We start from the raw sequence: 23,171 nt of genomic DNA, 5'->3' as shown, positions 1-23,171 counted from the left end.
GTGATTAAATGAATAACAAAAGAGCTAAAGTCATTGTGTTTATTTCTACAATAGTAGTAGGCTTTTTAATTGCTGGTAATTTTAGTTTTGAAGGATTTGATTCATCATTTCCGCTTAATGCAAAGGAGTATCAAAACGCTATAGAAACAAAAAATAATCTTTTAAAAGAAGTTGGTAGCTTAAAATCCGACAATCAAGAAATTAAAGAAAAAATCGATAAATATAATAATAATGATGTGAACTATGATAAGATACTAAGCGATATGAAGGCGCAAGTTCGTGATTATGGCATGCTGACAGGTCTTAATGAGGCAACTGGACCTGGAATAGTAGTTGTAATAAATGATGGAATAATAGATAATTCTGCAGATAGTCAGGAGGATGCAGATAGAAAAACTTTGCATGATGCTGATATGTTTTCTTTATTGAATGAATTAAAGTCAGCAGGAGCAGAGGCTATAGCAATTAATGATCATAGAATTTCTCCATTAACAGCATTAACTTGCAAATATGCTTTTTTAGAATTTGAAGATGGAGATATGGTATCAGCACCTTTTAATATTTATGCTATTGGAGATCCTGAGAGTATGAAAACATTGTTATTACAAGAAGGTAGTTATTTGAAGCGATTAAAAATTAGAGGATTATCTGTAAATTTAGATGTAAAGGATAATATCACTCTTAAAGCTGCAAATATTTCAGAAATGAAGTATGCAGAAGAGTATATAAAAAAAAATAAATAGAAATAATTAAATTTAATTAAATTGTGAAGGAAATATAATTTTTATGAAGAATAACTATAAATAGGATTAGTTACTCTAAAGGGGGCACTATTGTGAGTATTAGTCAGAATATAGAAGAAGTAAAAAGTAAGTTGCCAAGTTCTGTTAAACTTTTGGCTGTTTCTAAGACTAAATCTTTAGAAGAAATGGAAGAGGCTTATAAGGCTGGAATTAGGGATTTTGGTGAAAATAAAGTACAAGAAATGCTAAAAAAGCAGGAGAACTTTCATGAAGATGTAAATTGGCATTTTATAGGCAAGCTTCAGAGCAATAAAGTAAAGTATGTAGTAGGAAAAGTTCATTTGATTCATTCTTTATCAAGTATTAAATTGCTAAAACAAATTGAAAAAGAATATGAAAAAGGTGGAGAAATTGCGCAAGTACTTATACAAATAAATATAGGGAGGGAAGAGAGTAAAAGTGGAATTTTACTTGAAGAATTAGAAAATCTCATAATTGAGGTTGAAAAATCTAACTATATAAAAGTAAAAGGTATTATGGTGATTATTCCTAAGGGAGATGAAGCTAGCAATAGTAAGTATTTTAGGCAAACTAAAGAAGTTTTTGATTCGTTAAAGAAAAGAAAACTCAAAAATATTGATATGGAAGTTCTATCTATGGGGATGACTCATGATTATACTATCGCCGTCAGTGAGGGGTCAAATTTAGTTAGAATAGGTGAAGGTATATTTGGAAAAAGAAATTATAATTTAGGAGGAGAAAATAATGAGTAGTATGTTAACAAAAGTTAAATCTTTTTTAGGGTTTGGTGAGTACGAGGATGAGTATGATGAATACGATGATTTTGATGATGTGGAAAATGAAGAAGAGGTGGAGGAAGGAATAGAGCCTGTAATACAAAACAACAAAAGAAACAATAAAGTTGTTAATATTCATACTTCTTCATCAACAAAGGTTACTATCACAAAGCCATTAGCATATGAGGAAGCAACAGAGATAAGTGATGCATTGAAGTCAAGAAGAATAGTGTTAGTAAATACATCAGCTTTAGAAATAAGAATAGCTCAAAGACTATTAGATTTTATAAGTGGAACATGTTATGCTTTAGGTGGAGAACTTCAAGAAATTGAAAAAGGTGTATATATTTTATCTCCTTCAAATGTTGAAGTTACAAATGAACTTAAAAGTGAGTTGAGTTCAAAAGCTATGTTTAACTGGTCAAAATAGGAGCAGCTAATGGAAATAATAATAAAGATATTGTTAACTTTTATTAGATTTTATGAGCTGATTATTTTTATTGAGTGCATACTATCTTGGATTATTCAAGATAGTAGAAATGAAATAATGAATTTACTTAGAACTATTACAAATCCAATTTTAGAGCCTTTTAGGAGATTGCAATATAAGTATTTTGGAAATGTAGGTATTGATGTTTCACCAATATTTGCACTTATCCTTCTCCAAATGATAAGTAGGTTTCTTATTACAATATTTTAATTATGGATAAAAAGACATTATTAAAAAACTTCGAAGATGGTGACAAACCAGAAGTTCTTAATCTATATGAAAAATATAATTTGGCTAGAGAGAGGGAGATACCTCTCTTTGGCAATAATTTCTATTCCCCAAAAGTGTGGAAGTTTTTTGAAAAAGTTTTAGGAAACAATGATTTTAATATTTCTTCTAATGGATTTTTCAAAGATTCTGAGCGAAGGATGATATCTTTTAACAACATTTATAATATACCTTATCCGTTTAAAGTTATAAAGATAACTAGTTCATCAAAGTTCAATATACCAAGTCATAGAGATTATTTGGGAGCTTTATTAGCCTTGGGAATTAAGAGAAATAAAATTGGAGATCTTTTAGTCGACGAAAATTATTGTTATTTTCCGGTTTGTGAAGAAATAGAAGAATTTATAGTGAGTAACTTAAAATCAATTGGAAAGTCTCCTTGTACTGTAGAAATATTATTAGAGGATTTTATTCCGCCAGAAGTAAAGTTTGATGAGATAATAATTTTAGTCCAATCCCTTAGAGTGGATTCTATTGTTTCAAAACTTGTAAAGATTTCTAGGGGGAAGGCACAGACTATGATTGATGAAGGAAAAGTACTTATTGATTATAATTCTGCTAAAAATAAATCGTCAGAAGTACAGATAGATGAAACAATAACAATTAGAGGATTTGGAAAGTTCATATTAAGTGACATATTAGGTAATAGTAAAAGTGGTAAATTTAAGGTATTAGTAAAAAAATATACATAATTTGAGGTGAATTAAATGAAACTGACACCAATGGATATAAACAATAAAGAATTTAAGAGAGGATTAAGAGGATATTCTCCAGAAGAAGTTGATGAATTTCTTGATGAAATAGTTGAGAATTACGAAGAATTGTATAAGGATAATTCGAAACTAAGAGAAAAACTTACAGTTGCAACAGAAAAGATAGAGCAATATTCAAAAATTGAGACTACAATACAAAATACGTTAGTACTAGCTCAAAATGCGGCTGAACAAGCAAAATCTTCTTCTCAAAAAGAAGCTGAAATGATAATAAAGAATGCAAATGAGACTGCTCAAAAGATTTTAGATAAATCTCATAATGATGTAATTGAAATAAATGCAGAATTTGATAAAACAAAGCAAGAATTTATAAAGTTTAGAGCTAAGTTTAGAAACTTTATAAATACACAATTAGAAACTTTTGATGATTTAGAAAAAGATCTTAATAAAAATTATAGTATTGCTACACCAGTTGAGGAAGAAGTTAAAGACACTGATATAGATTTTAATGAAGAAAATTTAAGTTCATATCAAGATGCTGATGATAGTATAGATGAAATAAAAAGTTTTTTTGCTAAATCAGAAGAAGATGAGGAATAAATATATTTTTTGAAGGAACCACTAAAATGGTGGTTCTTTTTTGTTGTGCAATAATATTCAAAGGAAAAGATTAGCTTCAAATTAATAATTGAGTAATAAGTAATGTTATATTATAATGTTAAGGAATACAATGGTGAGGTGTATAATGTAATGGAAGAAACTATTTTTGTAGTAGACGAGAACTTTGAAGGGGAGCGAGTTGATAAGTATTTAACTCAAGTTTTTAAAGATAAGTCCAGGTCATACTTACAAGGGTTGATTGAAAAAGGCAATGTTATAATTAATGGAAAAGATATAAAAAGTAATTATAAATTAAGGTCCTATGATGAAATTAAAATTAGCCTACCAGAACCTTTGAAATTAAAAGTAGAGCCTGAAAATATAGAATTAGATATAATATATGAAGATAAAGATGTAATTGTAGTAAATAAACCGCAAGGTATGGTAGTCCATCCGGCACCAGGTAATTATAATGGTACTTTAGTTAATGCTTTATTATATCATTGTAAAGATTTATCTACAATTAATGGAGTAATTAGGCCAGGAATAGTACATAGAATAGATAAGGATACAACAGGTATACTAGTTGTTGCAAAAAATGATAAAGCACATATTTTTTTATCTGAACAACTTAAAAATCATTCTATGAAGCGTGAGTATTATGCTTTGGCTGAAGGTAGATTGAAAGAAGATAGAGGTATGATTGATAGACCTCTTGCAAGAGATAAGAAGGATAGAATTAAAATTTCAATAGTTGAAGGTGGAAGAAGGGCAGTAACACATTATGAAGTTATTGAAAGATTTAAGAGTACAACATTAGTTAGATGTGTTTTGGAGACTGGGAGAACTCATCAAATAAGAGTTCATATGGCATCAATTGGACATCCGCTAGTTGGAGATTCTTTATATGGATTTAAAAAGCAAAAATATAAGTTAGATGGACAAACGTTACATGCAAAAACTCTTGGGTTCATACATCCAACTAAAAATGAGTATATGGAATTTACGTCAGAGTTGCCACTATATTTTAGTGAATTATTAGATAAATTACGTAACGAGGTTGTTTAGGAGGTAAAAAAATGAAGTTGAAAGCTAACCTGCTAGATGATAAAGCGGTTAAGAGAAGTTTAATTAGAATATCCCATGAGATTATTGAGAGAAATAAAGGGGTAGAGGAAATTGTCTTGGTTGGAATAAAAAGAAGGGGTTATCCACTTGCTCAAAGAATTGCAAATGAAATACTTAAAATTGAAGGAGTTAGCGTTCCTGTGGGAAGTGTAGATATAACATTTTATCGAGATGATTTAACATACAAGGAAGAAGCTCCTAAAGTATCTAATATTGAGTTAGGCGTAAATGTTGAAAATAAAAAAGTAATTTTAGTAGATGATGTTTTATTTACTTGTAGAACAGTTAGAGCAGCAATGGATGCAATAATAGATGTCGCTAGACCAAATGCAATTCAGCTTGCAGTATTAATAGATAGAGGACATAAAGAATTACCAATTAGAGCAGACTATGTAGGAAAGAATATACCAACATCAAAGGATGAGAAGATAGCTGTACATATTCTTGAAATTGATAATGAGGATTCAGTAAAAATATATGAGGATTAACTAAAAGGAGAAGGAAATATGGATTACAATTTAATAGCTACTACAACCTTTGGATTAGAGGGGATAACAGCTAAAGAATTAAAGACTCTGGGATATGATGATGTAAAAACGGAAACTAGTAAGGTGTTTTTTTCTGGAGATGAAATGGACATAGCTATTGCCAATATTCATTTAAGGACAGCAGATAGAATTTTGATTAAAATGGCTGAGTTTGAAGCTAGAAGTTTTGAAGAATTATTTCAAGGAACCAAAAAGGTTAATTGGGGAAAGATTATACCTATAAATGGTAAAATGCATGTTATAGGAAAATCTATAAAATCAACTTTACATAGTGTGCCTGATTGTCAATCAATAGTGAAAAAAGCTATTATTACAAGTATGAGTGAAGTTTATGGGGGGAGTGAATTTAAGGAGGATGGTCCTGTATATAAGATAGAGGTAGCAATATTAAAAGATAAAGTTACATTGACTATAGATACCTCAGGATCTGGGTTACATAAGAGAGGATATAGGGAAAATTCTGGAGCAGCGCCGCTTAAGGAGACTTTAGCAGCAGCAATGGTTTTGTTATCTAGGTGGCAGGAAAGTTATGAACTGATTGATCCATTTTGTGGATCAGGAACAATATTAGTTGAGGCTGCTATGATAATGCAAAATATAGCTCCTGGTATAATGAGGGACTTTGTCTGTGAGACGTGGCCATCTATGCCTGATTATATATTTAAACAGGTGAGAGAAGGGGCAAAAAGGGCGGAGAAGAATAAAGAAATTAAATTAATTGGATATGATAATGATACTTGGGTACTTAGGACAGCTCAAAATAATGCGTATAAAGCAGGCGTAAGTGATTATATAGAGTTCCAACATAGAGACTTTAGAGAATTTTCTCATAGAAAAAAGAATGGATTTATAATAACAAATCCTCCTTATGGGGAACGATTAAGTGAAAAGAGCGAAGTTGAAAAATTATACAAGATATTTGGTGATTATAAAAATAAATATGAAAATTGGGAATTTAATATTTTAACCTCCTATGAAGGCTTTGAAAAGCCATTTGGTAGAAAATCAACTAAAAACAGAAAGTTTTATAATGGAAAGCTTAAGTGTTATTATTATCAGTACATGGATAACAAAGAAATAAAAGGTCAAGGAGATACCGTTATTCAAGAGATGATTAGAAATTCTTAAACAAAAAATGCACAATTTATTAGATTGTGCATTTTTTCTTTATTTCTTTATCAAATTTAATTTCTCGTATTTTTGTGGATCTGCGTAAATTGTTTTGTTTGTATAATAAATGACCATTCCTGGTTTTGCACCATTTGGTTTTCTAAGATTACGTATTTCTGTGTAATCTATAGGAACTTTTGAATTCGTTTTTCCTTTGCTATAATATGCAGCTATTATAGCAGCTTCTGCTATTGTAGTATCATCAATTTCAATTCCTTTAATAATCACATGAGAACCAGGAATTTCTTTAGCATGTAGCCAAAGATCATTTCGATGTGCAAATTTTAAACTTAGATAATCATTTTGTATATTATTTTTTCCAACATAAATATCAAATCCTGTTGAGGAAATAAAATGTAGAGGTTTATCAGCATTAGTCTTTTTTATGTTTTTCTTATGAGTTTTATATTTTATATATCCTGTTTCCATAAGTTCAGTTTTAATTTGTTCTATCTCATTGTATGAGTCTACGTTTTGTATGTTAGTTAAAACAGAATTTAAGTACTCCAACTCTTCTTCATTCTTCTTAAGTTGTTCAATTGCCCATTCTTCAGATTTTTTTAGTTTATTATATTTTTTATAATATGACTGTATATTTTCGGAAGGGGTTTTATATTCATCTAAAGGAATTGTAGCATATTCCGAGTTTTCAGAATAAAAATTAAGAAGAGTAGCTTCCTTATCACCTTGTTTAATACTGTAAATGTATGAAGTTAATAAATCGCCTTTTATTTTGTAATCTTCTTTATTTTGACTTTCTCTAATATTTTCATTTAGAATTTTTGATTTTTTCTTACAACGTTCAATGTTTGTATGAATAAGTTTTTGCAAATCAGTTGATCTATTTGAAAGTCTTTCTTGTTTATCTTTAACATTAAAGAAATTATCCAACATAATAGAAGGAGAATCATAGGAAATAACATCTAAATCATTAAATATAAATTTGAATCTATAACAATAAAAATCTTTATATATACCTGAATCATCCTTGTATATTAAGAATTCAGTGCTATTTAATATATTTGTAAAAGAAGATTTAAGAAAATCATATAATGAGTCTATATTATTTAATGTTAGGTTTTTTGTAACTATCTGATTAAATAATTCTTTTGAAATAGTTTTTGAAATTCCAGTAAAGGATTTGAAGAAAAAACTATCGTTCATTTCAAGATGATTTTCATTAATAAAGCTTATGAATTCAATTTCTGTAAAATTTATAGGACTTAACTTAGTAGTTGCTGGGGGAAGCATATAACTAACACCAGGATAAAGAACTCTATAGGTGTTTATATCAGGAGTAATATGTTTAATGGATTCCATAACTTTGTTATCTCTATCACGAACTAGTGTTATATTAGAATGCCTACCCATTATTTCGATAATAAGAGAATAAGTACTGTTAAATCCCATTTCGTCAGAAGCTTCTACAGTTAGAATTACTATTCTATCTCCATCTTTTTGATGTACTTTAGTAATTTTACCTCCAATTAAGTATTTACGTAAAACCATTAAAAACATAGGAGCTTTTAATGGGTTTTCTTTTACTTCTTCAGTAAAATGCATTCTAGGAAATTTCGAAGAAGCAGATATAAGAAGTTTGTGATTTTTTCTTTCTTTTCTTATAGTTAAAATTATTTCATCTTTTTCTGGTTGATTTATTTTATCTATTTTAGAACCTAGTAAAATAGGCTCTATATTATTTAATAAACTGTGTAGAAAAATTCCATCTAGTGCCATAATGTTCATCCTCGCTTTCTAATACTCATAGTATATCATTAATTAAAAATTAAGTTAAGAGACAAGAAAAGTAATAAATCTGTAGTTTTCTCTATTGTAATGGGATAAAATAGATAGTATTATGTTAATGGGAGATGAAAAAGTACATAAAATGCAGTATTAATTATGCAGAGGGAGAAAGAATGAAAGGGTTTAAAAGAGCGAAATACAGAGCTTTTATAGTAGTATTATGTTCTTTGTTTTTAATGTCTTGTGAAAGTCATGTAGAAAAAAAAATTGATGGAGTAAAGCTGGAAAAGGGAGCAATAATTCAAAATGAAGGTGGAATCTATTCAAATTATAACTTGCATGAGGGTAGCTTTAATAAAATAGAGAACGATGAGATAATAAGTTTGTTTGATAGTAAAAGTGGAAATTATATAACTCAGAAAGATGGAAAATATAGTTCCTACTACTTGGGAAAAGTGGAAGAATTAAAGGGTGTAAAGTTAGAGGATATTGATTTGAAATTATCTCCTAACGGTAAATATTTAAGTTATTTTAGAAAAGAAGAAAATATATTAAAGTTAAATATCATTTCTCTTAAGGATGGTTCCTTAATTGAAATTAAGTCAAATGTGGCTATATCGGATACCTATCTTGATTGGGTAGATGAAGACACTATAATTTATTATGGTATAAGTGAAGATAGAGTTAATGGAGTATTTAAATACAATGTTAGTGATGAAAAGGAAGATCTTTTTTATAAGTTGGATGGAGGAATTGTTCAATTTGTGAAAAATATACAAACAGGAGTCATTTGTATTGAAGAAACTATAGACAATGTAAAAGTAGTAAAATTTTTAGATAAAGATGGAACAGAGAAAGGAATACTTCCTCCTGATATAACTTATATTTCAGATATAATAACTGATGGAACAGATTATTATTTTTTAGGGAAAGTTAAAGGAAATAATAATTCTTTATATAGAATTCATAATAACATAATAAAAAGGATGGTTTTTGATTTTCCTGCTAAAATAGATTATGATAAAGGCCTTAGCATGGATTCAAAAGGTAATATTTTATTTATTGGGAGTAGTTCTAAAAATTCAAAGAATGAAGAAATTTATAAAGTAACTAAGGAAGGCTCAATAAGCGAAGCTAAAGCTAGTGTAAAAGAATATGCTTTTGTTAAATATCAATAAGATTTAAATCTTATTGATATTTTTTATTTTATAAGAATAGAATAAATGTTCTGTGGCAATATTTACATATATAGGAGGGAACATGAATAAGGAAAGCTTAATCGAGGTTGTTGATTTAAATATAGCAAGAAAAATTACTTTAAAGCAAGCAAAAAAATATGAAATTATCCCGCTATATGAGAGTGAAGGTAAAATCTTTGTAGGAACTATTGAGGAAAATGAAAAAGGAAAAGAATATTTGCAATTTTTACTACAAAAAGATTTGAGGTTTATAGAAATTAGTAGAGAAGAATTGGCGGGATTAACTGAGATTTTATTAGATTATGACTATGAAGATATAGAGCAAAAAATATTTGGAGAAGCAATAAAAATGAAGGTAAGTGATATACATTTTGAACCTGTTAAAAGTTCTGTAAATATCAGATTTAGAATAAATGGATCATTAGTTCTAGTTAGAAAGCTAATGATGAATGAGTACGGGAAAATACTTTCTAGATTTAAAATTAAATCTAATATGGACATTACAGAAAAAAGAAAACCTCAGGATGGAAAGTTGTTTATGGAACATGAAGAGACAATTTACAATTGTAGATTATCATCAGTGCCAGTGATATATGGTGAAAAAATAGTTTTAAGAATATTATATGGTGAAAAGTATCTATCAAGCATAGAAAAGTTAAACTTTACGGAGAATCAGATAAAATCATTAAAGAAGATAATTGCTATTAAAACAGGTTTAATAATAGTAAATGGACCTACAGGAAGCGGTTATCATGAATAGTTGGGCAAAAATATAAGATTGTTCAATTTGTATTGAAATTTCAAGATATTGAGATGTGTACATGAGGGGATATAATTATTAATAAGAATAGTTTAAGGGATTTAATAGTTATCATGATTAGTTAAACTTAGATGTATTAATTCAGCATTTATACTTAAACCACATATTAATACAAGTGGGTGTTGGATTAAATGTTGATATAAGGAATATGGGGATAGAAAAAATACTGATATAAAAGCTTTAATTTTATAATAAAAGTTTTTATACCAGTATTTTTTACATTTAAGTATTGCAGAATTTAATGATATGCAATAGAATATGAAGTGTGTGCAAAAATAATACAATTATTCCATTATATATCTATTGTATCATATAATGGGGGGGCATGCAATAGATATATTTATAAAAACAAAAGGAGGAGTATATGAAAATAAATGGTTTAGTTTTTAATGAGGATGTAAAAGACGAGAGAGGAAAAAAAATAAGTAGAATGATGTTCGATAATAATTGCCGAGTGGTAAATGAGGTGAATGAATATCTTTGGGAACTAGAAATCACAAAAACTAATTCATATAACACAATAAAAAGGTATAGTGATGATATATGTTATTTCTATAATTTTTTATTGGCTAACAATATTAAATTGCTAGATATAAGTTCTTCTAGTTTAAGTGGATTTGTTAATTTTTTAAAAAAAATAAGGGTTAAAAACTATACTGGGATTAGTAAAAAAAAAGATATATAATTGAAAATTCTATGAGTAAGAGAATCGATATTTTAAAGAAATCTGAGGGGAATATATCGCTATTTGGTAGAAGTGAAGGCTTAAATCAAGATTCAATAAGAAGAATTTTTATTATTGTAATTAATTATTTGCGTTATTTGATTACATATAAAGAGTATAAGTTTGAAAGAAAAGTTTCATTATTGATATCTAGCAAAGATGTTATAAGAATTCTAAAAGCTAATGGTATTTATAAAAAAAGAACTGAGACTGTAAAAATCGACGAAAGTGAAATTATATTACAAAGTGAATACGAACTTTTATTAAAAAATGCAAAAGCTATTTATGCTAAATTATTGTTCTATCTTCTATATAATACTGGTATGCGAATAGGAGAAGCTTTAGGATTGAAGATAAAAGGAGGTGATACAAATAATCTGAAGGAGAGTTTAAAAGGGGATGTTGAGTATAAGGATGGAAGGTGGCTTATAAAAATTGTATATAGAGATACTAATGAAAATTATAAGCTAGCTAAAGCACATAGAAACAGAAGTATATACTTGAAGAAAAGTCAAAGTATAGAATTTGAAATATTATTAGAAAAATATCTTATGAAAATGAAACGAAAAAAGAACAGTGAGTGGTTATTTTTATCAAGCAGAGGTACTGAATTAACCCAAAATACTGCATATAAATATCTAAAAAGTTGCTTAGATAAAGCTAATCTATCATATAGGAAAAGAGATTTAACATTACACAGCTTTAGACATACCTTTATTACGAAGGAGATTGGGGAAGGGACACCAATAGTATATGCTTCTTTATATGTTGGGCACAAAAACTTAAATACAACAATAAAAAAATATGTTCATCTTACAGCATTAAATATTTCTGAAATAAGAGAAAAGTATGATGAGTTTTTGGATACTGAGTTTGATATAGATAATATATTAACCATTGACTAGTGATTAAATAAAAAATTAGTGTTACACATTAATTATTATGAATGTTAAGGAGAAAAAATTGTATAATCACATAAACTTAGCTTTATATCTAAGTACAGTTAATATTAAAATGGATAAAAATGAGAAGTTTTATAGGAAAGTCTATTCATATATAACATCAGAGTGGGAAGATCCATTAAAGTTTTATAAAAATTATGACACTAATACGGAGTTAAAATATAAGAAAGAAGTGCTAGGATATTTTGCATCATTAAGTATTGATCAAGGAATTAAGGCGCCTAAGAGTATATTAATTAAAACTAGCACAAAGGATTCAAAACAAGTACTCAGAATTCTACTAAAAGATTTTAATGTTCTAAATAAAAAGATTGAGGAGAAGAAAAAGATTTGTGCTACAGAAGCTTATTTTGAAAGGCTATATTACTTGGTATTTATAATTTGTTCTTATTATGGAATAAATGAATACTATAAGATAACTAAAGAATTGATATTAGATGAAAATATTGAAGGACTATTTGAAAAAGAATTGGCGTGTACATATAGATTACTGGATCTTAGATATCTTATGGGATATAGTCAGAAACGAGCAAAAGACATAATAAATGCTAGTAAAATAAAAAATAAGCAATTAAAAAAAGAATATATAGGATACGATTTGAAAAAAATTATAAGTGAATATGGAAATATAATAAGTAATGTTATGGGGAAAAGGCAAGTTAAGTATAAAATAGATTCAATAAATGCGTTTATAGAGTGGTTAAATAAAACTTATTCGTTAACAAAAGTTGAGAGCTTAGAGATTATAACTAGAGAGTATTGGCTGTTATATATTAATTATATATGCAATATGGACAATCTCGTAAATAAAACTAAGAATGCCAAGCTACTATCAGTTCTTCAATTTTTAGAATGGATAAGAGTAATTCATCCATCAATGTTAGATAAAAAATTAATGTTTTCTAAAGATGATTTAAAAAAAACAACACATGTTGATAATAAAATAAATGATTTAGCATTTAAAGATTCTGAAGATGCAAGAAGAATATTAGAGTTCTTACGATTTGAATATAAGCCAGTAGATATATATGAGGAATTTTATGTATCAGCAATAATTCTTGCTGCAAATAGCGGAATGAGGAGAAGTGAAATTTCAGATTTAGAATATGGTATTATTAGATTTTGTGAGGATACAAAGCTTTATATAATAGAGCATAATATAGTAGATAAATTATCAGTTAAAAACAGGCCTATATATGTAACAGAAGATGGATATAGAGAAATAGCGAAAGTTATGAACATTAGAAAAAACAAAGATATTCTTACCAAAAGGGAACCGAGAAAAGGTGGGGATGCATATGTGCATTTATTTGAATATAAATCAAGTGATATATTATATAGTCCAAAGTTTGATTATTTTATTATTAAAATAAATAAACTGTTAAATATAGAAAAAAAGGATGGGGAGGTTGAAGCTGGATTGCATGGCTATAGACATTTTTTTGCAACAGAAATATTTAAAAAAAGTGGTTATGATATAAGTACTGTAAAATATTTATTGAGGCACAAATCGTATAGCATGTCTTTAAATTATTTGGCTCAAGAAAGAGAAAAAGAAATAGTAAAAGTTAGAGAATATTTAGAAGAAGATATAAAATACGAAGGTTTAGGTGTTGAGAGTATTTTGAATATACTATTTTGTAATGACAAGTGCAAAGATTATGCATTGAATAAAAAAATACTAAGTGCTTCAGAAAGTATTTCCGAATTGATAAAAATTAATGAAATAAAAAAATTACCATTAGGGTATTGTTTAAATCCTTGTAAAAAAGCTGATAAGTGCTTTAAATGTAATAATTTCATTATAGAGAAACAAGAAAGCGAAAAATTATTAAATTATGCAAAAGAATTATTTGAAATCATTGTTTTTAAAAAACACATTTTAAAAGAATCATTTACTGCAACAGAGGTAGAAAATAAATTAAGAATTGATATTGAGGATTTAATGATTATAATTAGAGAGTTAGAAGGACTAGGAATTACACAGGATGAAATTAAGCATAATTTAAAAGGTGAAAGAGAAATAAATGAATAATAATGCAAGCAATAAAATAATTTATAACGAATCTAAATCATATGTTCATCTTAAGGAAGAAGAAATAATGAGTTTTACAAAAAACTCTAGTAGAAGTAATTCGAAAATTAAAAAATACAAAGAATTTAAGATGATATTCAGTGATTTAAAAGAATTTGAAACTATCCTTAAAAAAGAAGAATTAAGAGAGGATTTTATTAAGTTATATAACTGGCATATTACAATATTAGCATATTACAATAGAATTAATATACCTGATAATATTATTTTTATGATGAAATTCTATTTATATGAACTCAAAAATATTGATAATGAATTAGATTACATAAAGAGCAAGTTTAGAGATGTTATGGTGAACAAGTATAGTTATGGTATGAGTTATGTAAGGCAAGTTATGCATGAGGTAATAAGGTTGAAATTGTTTTACCAAAAATCAGTAAAATCTTGTTTTAAACATATTGATCAATATTTAGAATTAGCAAAAGAATATGAAAAAAAATATATAATAATATCAATGATTGAGTTTTTAAAAAAAATTGATTATATAGATGATGAAGAGAAAATTTTTATAAGAGAAGAATCTATAGATTTAAATAGTAAAAATACTTCCATTGAGTTTAATGAGATAACAAGAGGATATCTGAAAGAAATTAAGACTCAAAAAGCAATAAAAACATTTCGTGCTACAAAAAGTCATTTGAAAAATTTTTTTGATTTCATGGAAAATGAGTTCCAGGATGTCAATAAGTTTGAGAAATTAAGTAATAATCATATAAGAGAGTATATAAATTACTTAAATAAAACTAAGACATGCCGAAAAAAATCAATAAGCCCATCTACAATAAACGCAAGAATAGAAGAATGTGCAAAACTTTTCAATTATATTGAACAGAACATTAGCGATGTTAAATCTATAAAAATAATAACTAAATATGATAAGGTTAAAGAATATAAGATGTTACCTAAGTATGTATCAAAAAAAGATGTAGAGAGGTTATTAAAAGCGATTAATAAAATTGATGAAGAAAAATATCCACAGGAGAAATTAATAATAATTTTGATGGTGGATACTGGAAGGAGAGTTCATGAGATATGTAGCCTTTCATATAATTGCTTAAGAGATAATAATTACATTTTTTTTCATAAGACCAAAAAAGGAGTTTCTATAAACCAAAAAGTTGGGGACTTATCAGTAAAAGCAGTTTTAAATGCACAGAAGATTTGTAGTACTGTAGATAATGAGATGTATTCAAAGATTGATAACTTGAAAATAAGACGCTTATTTGCATCTAAAAAGAATAAATTCAGATCAATTGTTAGTAATACCTTAATAACAAGAATATTTAAAGAAATTCAGATTGAGAATGGCATAGTGGATTGCAAAAATGAACCACTATTTAGTTTACATGACAATAAAAGAAACTTTATTTCTAATATGGAATCTGCAGGCATCACTGCAGTAGGAATTGCCGAGTTGCTAGATCAAAAAATTAATACTATAGTCCAATATGAAGTAAGAAATGATAAAGCAATAAATACATTAAAGGATTTAGAGAGAAAAGGAATTTTAATAGGCAAGAGAGAAGAGAATATTGATAAAATTGAGAAAGAAAATGTTTATGATTTATTAAATGACAAAGATATTATAAAAAGAAATAATATTAATCTAATTGAAAAAATGCAGAATCCAAAGCAAGTTATTCCACTGCCACTTGGGCAATGCACTCAAATTGAAAATGCATGGATTTGTGGGCAATTATATTGTATGGCGTGCGAAAATTACACTCTGTTAAGTGATAAGGATAAAGAAGGTTTTGGAAAGTTTTGCGAAGAATTCTATATTCATATGTATCTATATAGAAAAGATGAAAGGATAAAAGAGATTCGTAGAAAATTTGAGGAAATAAGTAAAAATGTTTTAATTAATAATAATATAGTAGATGCTAGCAGTTTAAAAAAACATATTAACTCAATTAAGAAAAAGTCAAGAATGAAAGTTGAGATGATAAGAAATGGCGAAGTATGATGTGATGATCCAACAGAAAAAGTTAAGAGTGAAGAACAATATAGAGTCTATTAATAAAGTTTGTGAAGAACTAATTAGCTTAGATGAAAATATAACTTATAAGAGTATAAGTGGAAAAACAATGATACCAATAAAAACGTTGCAGAATAGTTCATATAAAGAATGCATAACAAATTGGAAGGGGATTCAAAAGATAAGAGAAAATAATGAAGAATCAAATGTTTATTTAGAAGATATAAAATATTTAAAAAAAATTATACAACAATTACGAAAACAGAATGAACAATTAAAATATGAGTTATACACTCAAAGAACAAAGTGATATTGTAAATATAAATTTTGAAAATTCATGTTACAGATTAGTATAACTTTATATTGGTGTAGGAAATATGCAAATAAGTTAAAAGTCCTAAATATGTTTGAGTTGTTTTATATGGGAGAAAAATTATGGGAAAAATAATAAGATTTAAAAATGAAAAATAATTAATTAAGGTATAATATTAAATATTCTAATTTTTAGTAAGTAAATAACAACTAGTTAAATAAGCTTTTTTGTAATTCATTAGTAAATATCAAGAAATAATAGATTAATTTATTATCTTAGTAGGATCAAGTAATAGTATGTAGAATTAATCAGTATAAAAAATAGAGATAAGCTATAACTTATATTTTGGGGTTATAGCTTATCTTTGCTTTGTGAAAAGTTCTTCAGTAGATACATTAAATGCTTTTGCTATGCATAAAAGTTCATAATCTAATACTTCTCGTTTCTTTAATTCTATTTTTGTAAGCATAGGCCTATCAATAGCTAAACCATAAAGTTGAAGTTTTGCAGTAAGTTCTTCTTGAGTAAGGCCTTGTTTTTTTCGTAATCTCTTTACATTGTCACCAATAATATTTCTTTTATCCATAAAATCAGTCCTAACTCTGTAATAATGTATTAATTGTAATAAAATGTACAAAATAAAATGTGTAGTAAGTACACATTTGAAAAATTTATTTATAGGAGTGAAATATATGGAGACATTTAGACCAGCAGTTAAAGATATATCTTTATTTAAAGAAATTGCTAAGAATTTAATAAATCCTTTAGAAGTACCTAGGGAAGCAATTAGTAACTCTATTGATGCAGAAGCTAAAAATATTAATATAGAAGTGAATAGAAACGTTGATGGAGTATTCTGCATAAGTTTTACTGATGATGGATGTGGAATGGATAAAAGTGAATTAGAAAGCTTTTTTAATTTAGGAGATTCAAGAAAAGATAAGAGAAATATTGGAGAGAAAGGATTAGGAACTAAAATATTCTTTAAAAGTAAAAAGATAATTGTAATAACACAAAAAACTAATTCTAAAAGATTAATCGCAGAAATGAATGATCCATGGTATTATCTAATTAATAATAAAATACCAACATATACATTGCAGAGTGAAGAACCTGTTATAGGAAAAGACGGTACTAAGATAATTGTTGAAGGTTATTTAGTTGATAATCCAGAAAAGTATTATAATTTAGAAACATTAAAAGATTATATATTATGGTTTACAGCAGGGGGAAGCTTTAAGAATATATTTGCTACATATTCTGAATTGAATTGTTATGTGAAAAACATGCAGGTTGCTCCAAGGATTTTTATTAACGATAATATTATTAATATGAGAGAGGAAATTGCAGGCGCACATCAATTTTTTCCACCACAAGAAAACCCAGAGATAGATGTAAGTGAAAAGATATATGTAAGATCAGTGAATTATTGCAGGCATTTTGGACCTTACCACAGAAGTACAAATATAAATGGAGAATATGTTTCGTTTCAAATGTATGGAACTGTGTCAGGAGTTAATTGCAGAAGAGCAATATGTAAGCTAAGGCCATGTGAAAGATTAAAAAGTAGGTTTGGCGTTTATTTAGCTAAAGATTTTATACCATTTACAAAAAAAGCTAGTCTTATTACAGATCCAAACTATCATCATTTTCATATTTTAGTTAATTCTCAAAATTTTGAGTTAACAGCAGATAGAAATAATCTAAGTAATGAAGATAATCCAAAAGTTAAATGGATTCTTGAAACAGTTAAGCAAATAATAGATACTGATATTTTACCTATTACGCAAGCAACATATTCTAAAATGAGAAAACAAGAAGAGAGTAATTTTGTAATAAAAGAAAAGACAAGTAGTTTAAAAAGGAGAATTAATCAATATAATAAATTAAAAAAGTTGGATTTGGATAACATATCTATAAAAAGAATTCCTGATAATGAGGCACAAGTCACATTGTTATTAGCAACATTATTAAGTGATGTTAGATTTAAAAACTATATTAAAGGAATTGAATCCATAGCACATTATTCACTACAATCTACTACTGATTTGATATGCCTAAACAAGGAAGATGATACTTTGCTTGTTGAGATAGAATTTCTGTTAAGTAATTTATTTAAACACGAACACCCATATATGACATTTGATTATATTGTATGTTGGAAGGTGGATATGGAAATAAATGATAGGAAAACATTGATTGATGGAGTAGAATTAAAATTATGTTATGAAAAAAGACAATGGCTTTTAAAATGTGGTACGGAAAAGATTATTCCTATAATAGAATTATCTAGCATTGTAGATGTTTTAATTAAGGAAAAAAAAGAAGAAATAAAGGTGAAAATTAAATAATACAACAAGATATTGTGGTAAGAAAATACTTTTAGTAATTTAAAAGTATTTTTTTTTAAGAATTCAAAAGATTTTCTTTATTAAAAATGATTAAAAATAATAACTCTATTATTTTTTAGTTAAGAAATTCATGAGATATTAAAATTGAAAACCACAAAAAATATATTATTATGCCAAATAAATATATGTGTTCCATCAATATAGAAGGTAAGGAGGGATATTTTTTCTTTTGTAGAATATTACACAATAGGATATATTTTAGAAACTAATGAGTTTAAAGTTTCGATTTGTTTTTAAAATAATATAAATTAAATTTTTAATATGAAGTCGATTTAAAAATAATAATAAATTAAATTTGGAAAAGGATTTATTTAATAGATTTTTGAGGGAGAAAGTACGTATATTTAGGAGGGGAATATGAAAGATATATTTTCATATAACATAGATAATAATAAAAACGCTTATATGAATTGGAGAACAAATAAATATGAACATATTAGTAATATGATTGTTATTGCTAATGGGTTTATGATGTCTTCAATAATATTGGCAGAACAGATATTGAAGGATAACCAAAATAGGAATGCAGATATAGTTATTTTCCCAATTTTATTTAATGCCAATCATGCAGTAGAGTTATATTTGAAGGCAATTACATGGACGTTAAATGTTATTCTAAATAAAGAAGAGAAGATAGAGGGGAGTCATGACATAAAACAAATATTTAATGTAGTATGTTCAAAGGTTAATGAATTTGAAACAAATAAAGAAAGAAGAGAACAGTTTAAAAAGTTAACTATTAATTTAAAGGAGTATTTGAATGAACTATATATGAAGATTGAGGATAAAGCAAGTGGAAAGCATAAGAATAATATGGATTTTTCAAGATATCCGTTTAGTACTAAGTATATTAATCACTTCTATATAGATAACTTTAACAATGTAGTAATTGACTTGGAAAATTTTTTGTTAAGATTTAATGAAATTGGTACAAACCTAAGGAGGATAGCAGAACATTATTTATATGATTTTCTTGAATTGGAGCAGGATGAATAAGAAAGTTTGAGGGCCTGTAGTTTAATAAAAATTTCGTTGTAAGAATGGTAATTAAGTTAAGTATTTATAAAACAGTTTTTAGTGTTCTTTTATACTGATTTATATAGTAATTCGGAATGGAAGTGATTGGGTATTATATGGAACTTATATATTTATATATAGAAAAATTTGGAAACATGGTAAGAAAACAAGAAATAAATTTTTCGCCAAGGTTTGAAGTTAAAGTTATAAATGAAAAGTTAGTTATTGAGAATAAAATATCTTATATGGATAGAATATATCCTAAAAATATTAATAATATTACTGTTTTACTTGGCAAAAATGGCTCTGGAAAAACAACAATTCTAGATATACTAGGTATGAACAGAGATGATAGATGTTATGAATCTATAAAAAGAAAAGATAGATCTAGAAGTGAAGTTGTTGATAGTTATTTTATGCTTTATCATATTCAAGATGATTATTTTTGTATCGAGGTTATGGATGATTTAAATCAAGGAGATAAAATAACAAAATTATTCAAGAATAATTTAAGCAATTTCAATTTTGATGAACTCAATGGTGCATTTTATAAAATTCCAATTAGCTTAATAATTAAAAAGGATAATGACAATTTTCAAGTAGTTGAACATATTTTTAGAGAGTACATACCTCTAGGATATAAGATAACTGAGAAAGTAGGTGTAAATTATATAGTAAATACTCATAGCAATAGGGTGAATTTACAAAATTATTATACAGGGAAAGATGAAGAGAATTATGAAACAGATGAGTATTTATTCAAGAGGCGATATTATTTAAATCCATCAATAGAGAGTCAGTATAAGTATATTAATCGGATGAAATGTGAAGAAAATCTGCAATTTCGTCCTCAATCAGTAGCAATTGAAATTTATCCAGATTGTGAGTATAATCTATATCCTATTTTAGAAAATAAAGAAATGGAAATATGGATTGAAAATTTAGAAGAAGCATTGTATATTCAGAAGTCTAATATACTAAATAATTTAATATTGAATGAAAATGATAAAGTCAAAAAGCAAACTAAAACTAAAACTAAAAAAAAATATAAGGATTTGTTTATATTAGATACATTATCTAGGTGTATTATTTATCAGTTTGTAAAAGGTGTATGTGATATGATAGATGATAATAATCGTAAGGCAAGAAATACGCATACAGGAGTTAATCTTGATATTTATAATAATACACATATTCAATTTTTAAATAATTTGAAAAATAATCAATATGCTCAATGTAATTCTGATTCTATTTTAGGACATTTAGTAGATAAGAAAAGTGAATACAAAAATTTAATTAAGGTAATAGAGTATTATAAAAGAGACAAAACATTGAATGATTATGGTAAGTTGATTTGTATAAGTAGGTATTTGTATTCAAGAATGGAAAGTGAAATTGGGTTAGGTAATGATAGTAGATATGAACTAGCCATTGAAGAGTTTTTTAATGAATTAAATGGTTTAGAAGAGTACTATTTTAATAAAAAAAATATCCACATTAAATGTAATTCTCAAATAGATGAAAAATTAGTAAAAGTTTTTAAAATATATGACAAGTATATATATAATCAATATAGTGATCTTAACATGAGATTTAAAATAAAAATTTTGAACTTGTCTGAAGGAGAAAAGAATTTTTTAGATTTATCATCAAAAATTTTTGATATAGTAACTAAAACAGAAAAAAACAAATTATCCATAATTCTATTAGATGAACCTGATCAAAGCTTACACCCAGAATGGAGTAGAAGATTTATTAAATATTTATGTGATGAAATGAAACAATATGAAAATAAAAAGATACAGATAGTGTTATCAACACATTCTCCATTTATGGTAACAGACATTATGTCAGAGCATGTGTATTGTTTCGAAAATATAAAAAATGTTAAAGAAGAAAGTAAAATTAATATATGTTCTATGAACAAAAAAGGTAATGGAATACATAATACATTTGGAGCTAATATTTATGAAATTTTAAAAGATAGTTTTACTTTAGAGAAAACAATAGGTGAATTTTCATATGATATCATAACCCAATTAATTAATAGCCTTAAAGATGATTTAAATGATTGTGATAGGGAATTTGAAAAGTTTTTAGTGAATTCAATTGGTGAACGGTTATTAAGAAAGAAACTTCAAGGTATGTATATTAAGAATAGAGAAAATTGTGACAAGTTAAAAAGCAGAGTGATAGAACAGATAAAGTTAGAAACTAATGAATATAAGCTTAATAAAATAAAAGAAATTTTAAGTGGTGATAATCATGATTAAAATTAATTTTGAAAATAAGAAAGAAAGTATAGAGAAAATATTTTGGGATTGGTTTTATAAATATAATCTGAAAATATTTTTGAAGATATTATCTAATGATATAGAATTACAAAAGCTTATATTTGAAAGCGAAGAAAAGTATAAGGTTTGGATTGAAAATTTATCTTTAAATAGAAAAAATGATTATAGAGTATTAAAGGAATTTTTCTTTTCGTCGCCTAAAAAGCATTTTGATTTTAAAGAAAAAATGAATGGAATCGAAATAAGTGAAGAATCAAAAAGTTTCTTTTTGAAGAAATATGAAAATTTTAGAAAATCACAAGCCCCTAAAATAGTTAAAGAATTAGAGGTACATTCGTGCCCATATTGTAATAAAAATTTTATAGATATTTACTATAAATGTGGAACTACAATACCTAGTAAATTTAATGGTGATATAGATCATTATTTTCCAAAAGGGAAATATGAATATTTAGCATTATGTTTATATAACCTTATACCTTCATGTAAAGTATGTAATCAGGAAAAAGGCGATAGAGATAAGGTTCACTTTCATCCATATATGGATAATCATGAAAATCTATATCAATTCAAAACGAATTTTAATGTGGAATCTGATAAGATTAGTATTGATTATTTATATGGATTATCTGAAAATTTTGATATTGAAATTTTCGATTATTCTAATTATCAGGATACTGATAGCATCAAGGAATCTATAGAAACATTCCATTTAGAAGATAAATATAAGAATATGACTTCATTTGCAAAAAATATAATTAGAAAAGCTTATATTTATAATAATGGATATCTTAAAGACTTTCTTGATCAGTATTCAGGACTATTAGATGAAGAAGAAATTATTAAAATTTTATTTGATTATGAAGGCAATGATTTTCTAAACAAGCCCTTATCTAAATTTAAATATGATTTGATGAAAGAATTTGATGTAATTAGATGAAATTTATATAAAAATTTGATAGAGCATGATATGCAACTTAAATTAGATTATATTAACTGAGATTTTGATTAGTCATATAATTAGAAAATGCAAATTTAACTATCAATTTTACTTACTTAAGATAATTTTTATAGATAAAAATACAGTATAATAAGAAATATATTATTTTGTGAAATAATAAGTTTTAATATAAAT

At 26.4% G+C, this 23,171-nt stretch carries 22 protein-coding genes; 20 read left to right on the top strand and 2 right to left on the bottom strand.

Features of this window, described 5'->3' with window-relative positions:
* Positions 1–8 precede the first annotated feature (8 nt).
* The 9 genes from H9661_RS01690 to H9661_RS01650 all read left to right on the top strand — a co-directional run bounded on the left by H9661_RS01690 (position 9) and on the right by H9661_RS01650 (position 6,435).
* Positions 9–743, top strand: coding sequence for a DUF881 domain-containing protein (locus tag H9661_RS01690; RefSeq protein ID WP_143314393.1), 735 nt, complete (start codon positions 9–11; stop codon positions 741–743).
* A 92-nt stretch (positions 744–835) separates the two neighbouring features.
* Positions 836–1,516 (top strand): YggS family pyridoxal phosphate-dependent enzyme, encoded by a 681-nt coding sequence (locus H9661_RS01685; RefSeq protein ID WP_191767553.1) that lies wholly within the window; start codon positions 836–838, stop codon positions 1,514–1,516.
* Entirely contained in the window at positions 1,509–1,970 is a 462-nt protein-coding gene (locus H9661_RS01680; protein ID WP_143314390.1) for a cell division protein SepF, read from the top strand. Before H9661_RS01685 ends, H9661_RS01680 begins: the two co-directional genes overlap by 8 nt.
* A gap of 9 nt (positions 1,971–1,979) precedes the next feature.
* Positions 1,980–2,240: a YggT family protein gene (locus H9661_RS01675; RefSeq protein ID WP_143314388.1), complete on the top strand. Its 261-nt coding sequence runs from the start codon at positions 1,980–1,982 to the stop codon at positions 2,238–2,240.
* A gap of 2 nt (positions 2,241–2,242) precedes the next feature.
* A complete protein-coding gene (locus tag H9661_RS01670; RefSeq protein ID WP_143314387.1) occupies positions 2,243–3,010 on the top strand; it encodes a YlmH family RNA-binding protein in 768 nt (255 codons plus the stop codon).
* A gap of 15 nt (positions 3,011–3,025) precedes the next feature.
* Positions 3,026–3,631 carry a DivIVA domain-containing protein gene (locus tag H9661_RS01665; RefSeq protein WP_143314386.1) on the top strand — a complete coding sequence of 202 codons (606 nt, stop codon included), beginning with the start codon at positions 3,026–3,028 and terminating at the stop codon, positions 3,629–3,631.
* Positions 3,632–3,781: 150 nt separating this feature from the next.
* Positions 3,782–4,699, top strand: a complete 918-nt coding sequence (locus H9661_RS01660; protein ID WP_143314384.1) for an RluA family pseudouridine synthase — start codon at positions 3,782–3,784, stop codon at positions 4,697–4,699.
* Positions 4,700–4,710: 11 nt separating this feature from the next.
* Positions 4,711–5,247 carry a bifunctional pyr operon transcriptional regulator/uracil phosphoribosyltransferase PyrR gene (pyrR, locus tag H9661_RS01655; protein ID WP_143314382.1) on the top strand — a complete coding sequence of 179 codons (537 nt, stop codon included), beginning with the start codon at positions 4,711–4,713 and terminating at the stop codon, positions 5,245–5,247.
* Positions 5,248–5,265: 18 nt separating this feature from the next.
* Positions 5,266–6,435 (top strand): THUMP domain-containing class I SAM-dependent RNA methyltransferase, encoded by a 1,170-nt coding sequence (locus H9661_RS01650; RefSeq protein WP_191767552.1) that lies wholly within the window; start codon positions 5,266–5,268, stop codon positions 6,433–6,435.
* Between the two features lie 39 nt (positions 6,436–6,474).
* Here H9661_RS01650 and H9661_RS01645 read toward each other — a convergent pair whose 3' ends face one another.
* Positions 6,475–8,214, bottom strand: a complete 1,740-nt coding sequence (locus H9661_RS01645; protein ID WP_143314377.1) for an Rqc2 family fibronectin-binding protein — start codon at positions 8,212–8,214, stop codon at positions 6,475–6,477.
* 182 nt (positions 8,215–8,396) lie between these two features.
* On the opposite strand from H9661_RS01645, the gene H9661_RS01640 reads away from it, so the two are divergent.
* The 7 genes from H9661_RS01640 (at position 8,397) to H9661_RS01610 (ending at position 16,311) form a co-directional block, all read left to right on the top strand.
* Entirely contained in the window at positions 8,397–9,401 is a 1,005-nt protein-coding gene (locus H9661_RS01640; protein WP_191767551.1) for a hypothetical protein, read from the top strand.
* Positions 9,402–9,483: 82 nt separating this feature from the next.
* Positions 9,484–10,182, top strand: a complete 699-nt coding sequence (locus H9661_RS01635; protein ID WP_191767550.1) for a GspE/PulE family protein — start codon at positions 9,484–9,486, stop codon at positions 10,180–10,182.
* 424 nt (positions 10,183–10,606) lie between these two features.
* Positions 10,607–10,927 carry a hypothetical protein gene (locus tag H9661_RS01630; protein WP_191767549.1) on the top strand — a complete coding sequence of 107 codons (321 nt, stop codon included), beginning with the start codon at positions 10,607–10,609 and terminating at the stop codon, positions 10,925–10,927.
* 11 nt (positions 10,928–10,938) lie between these two features.
* Positions 10,939–11,871, top strand: a complete 933-nt coding sequence (locus H9661_RS01625) for a tyrosine-type recombinase/integrase (protein ID WP_191767548.1) — start codon at positions 10,939–10,941, stop codon at positions 11,869–11,871.
* Between the two features lie 58 nt (positions 11,872–11,929).
* Positions 11,930–13,963 carry a site-specific integrase gene (locus H9661_RS01620; RefSeq protein WP_191767547.1) on the top strand — a complete coding sequence of 678 codons (2,034 nt, stop codon included), beginning with the start codon at positions 11,930–11,932 and terminating at the stop codon, positions 13,961–13,963.
* Entirely contained in the window at positions 13,956–15,989 is a 2,034-nt protein-coding gene (locus tag H9661_RS01615; RefSeq protein ID WP_191767546.1) for a tyrosine-type recombinase/integrase, read from the top strand. The genes H9661_RS01620 and H9661_RS01615 overlap by 8 nt, the downstream gene beginning before the upstream one ends.
* Positions 15,976–16,311 (top strand): hypothetical protein, encoded by a 336-nt coding sequence (locus H9661_RS01610; RefSeq protein ID WP_191767545.1) that lies wholly within the window; start codon positions 15,976–15,978, stop codon positions 16,309–16,311. Before H9661_RS01615 ends, H9661_RS01610 begins: the two co-directional genes overlap by 14 nt.
* 361 nt (positions 16,312–16,672) lie before the next feature.
* On the opposite strand, the gene H9661_RS01605 is transcribed toward H9661_RS01610, so the two are convergent.
* Entirely contained in the window at positions 16,673–16,900 is a 228-nt protein-coding gene (locus H9661_RS01605) for a helix-turn-helix domain-containing protein (RefSeq protein ID WP_191767544.1), read from the bottom strand.
* 106 nt (positions 16,901–17,006) lie between these two features.
* On the opposite strand from H9661_RS01605, the gene H9661_RS01600 reads away from it, so the two are divergent.
* The 4 genes from H9661_RS01600 to H9661_RS01585 all read left to right on the top strand — a co-directional run bounded on the left by H9661_RS01600 (position 17,007) and on the right by H9661_RS01585 (position 22,976).
* Entirely contained in the window at positions 17,007–18,665 is a 1,659-nt protein-coding gene (locus H9661_RS01600; protein ID WP_191767543.1) for an ATP-binding protein, read from the top strand.
* A 417-nt stretch (positions 18,666–19,082) separates the two neighbouring features.
* The gene (locus H9661_RS01595) at positions 19,083–19,721 is read left to right on the top strand and encodes a HEPN domain-containing protein (protein ID WP_191767542.1); all 639 of its coding nucleotides are present in this window, start codon (positions 19,083–19,085) and stop codon (positions 19,719–19,721) included.
* A gap of 137 nt (positions 19,722–19,858) precedes the next feature.
* A complete protein-coding gene (locus tag H9661_RS01590; protein WP_191767541.1) occupies positions 19,859–22,015 on the top strand; it encodes an AAA family ATPase in 2,157 nt (718 codons plus the stop codon).
* Positions 22,008–22,976 carry an HNH endonuclease gene (locus H9661_RS01585; protein WP_191767540.1) on the top strand — a complete coding sequence of 323 codons (969 nt, stop codon included), beginning with the start codon at positions 22,008–22,010 and terminating at the stop codon, positions 22,974–22,976. Before H9661_RS01590 ends, H9661_RS01585 begins: the two co-directional genes overlap by 8 nt.
* The last annotated feature ends 195 nt before the right edge of the window (positions 22,977–23,171 follow it).

It is taken from the genome of Clostridium cibarium (assembly GCF_014836335.1).
Classification (GTDB): domain Bacteria; phylum Bacillota; class Clostridia; order Clostridiales; family Clostridiaceae; genus Clostridium; species Clostridium cibarium.
Note: the sequence above shows the minus strand (reverse complement) of the source record. Positions and strands in the feature narration are given on the sequence as shown.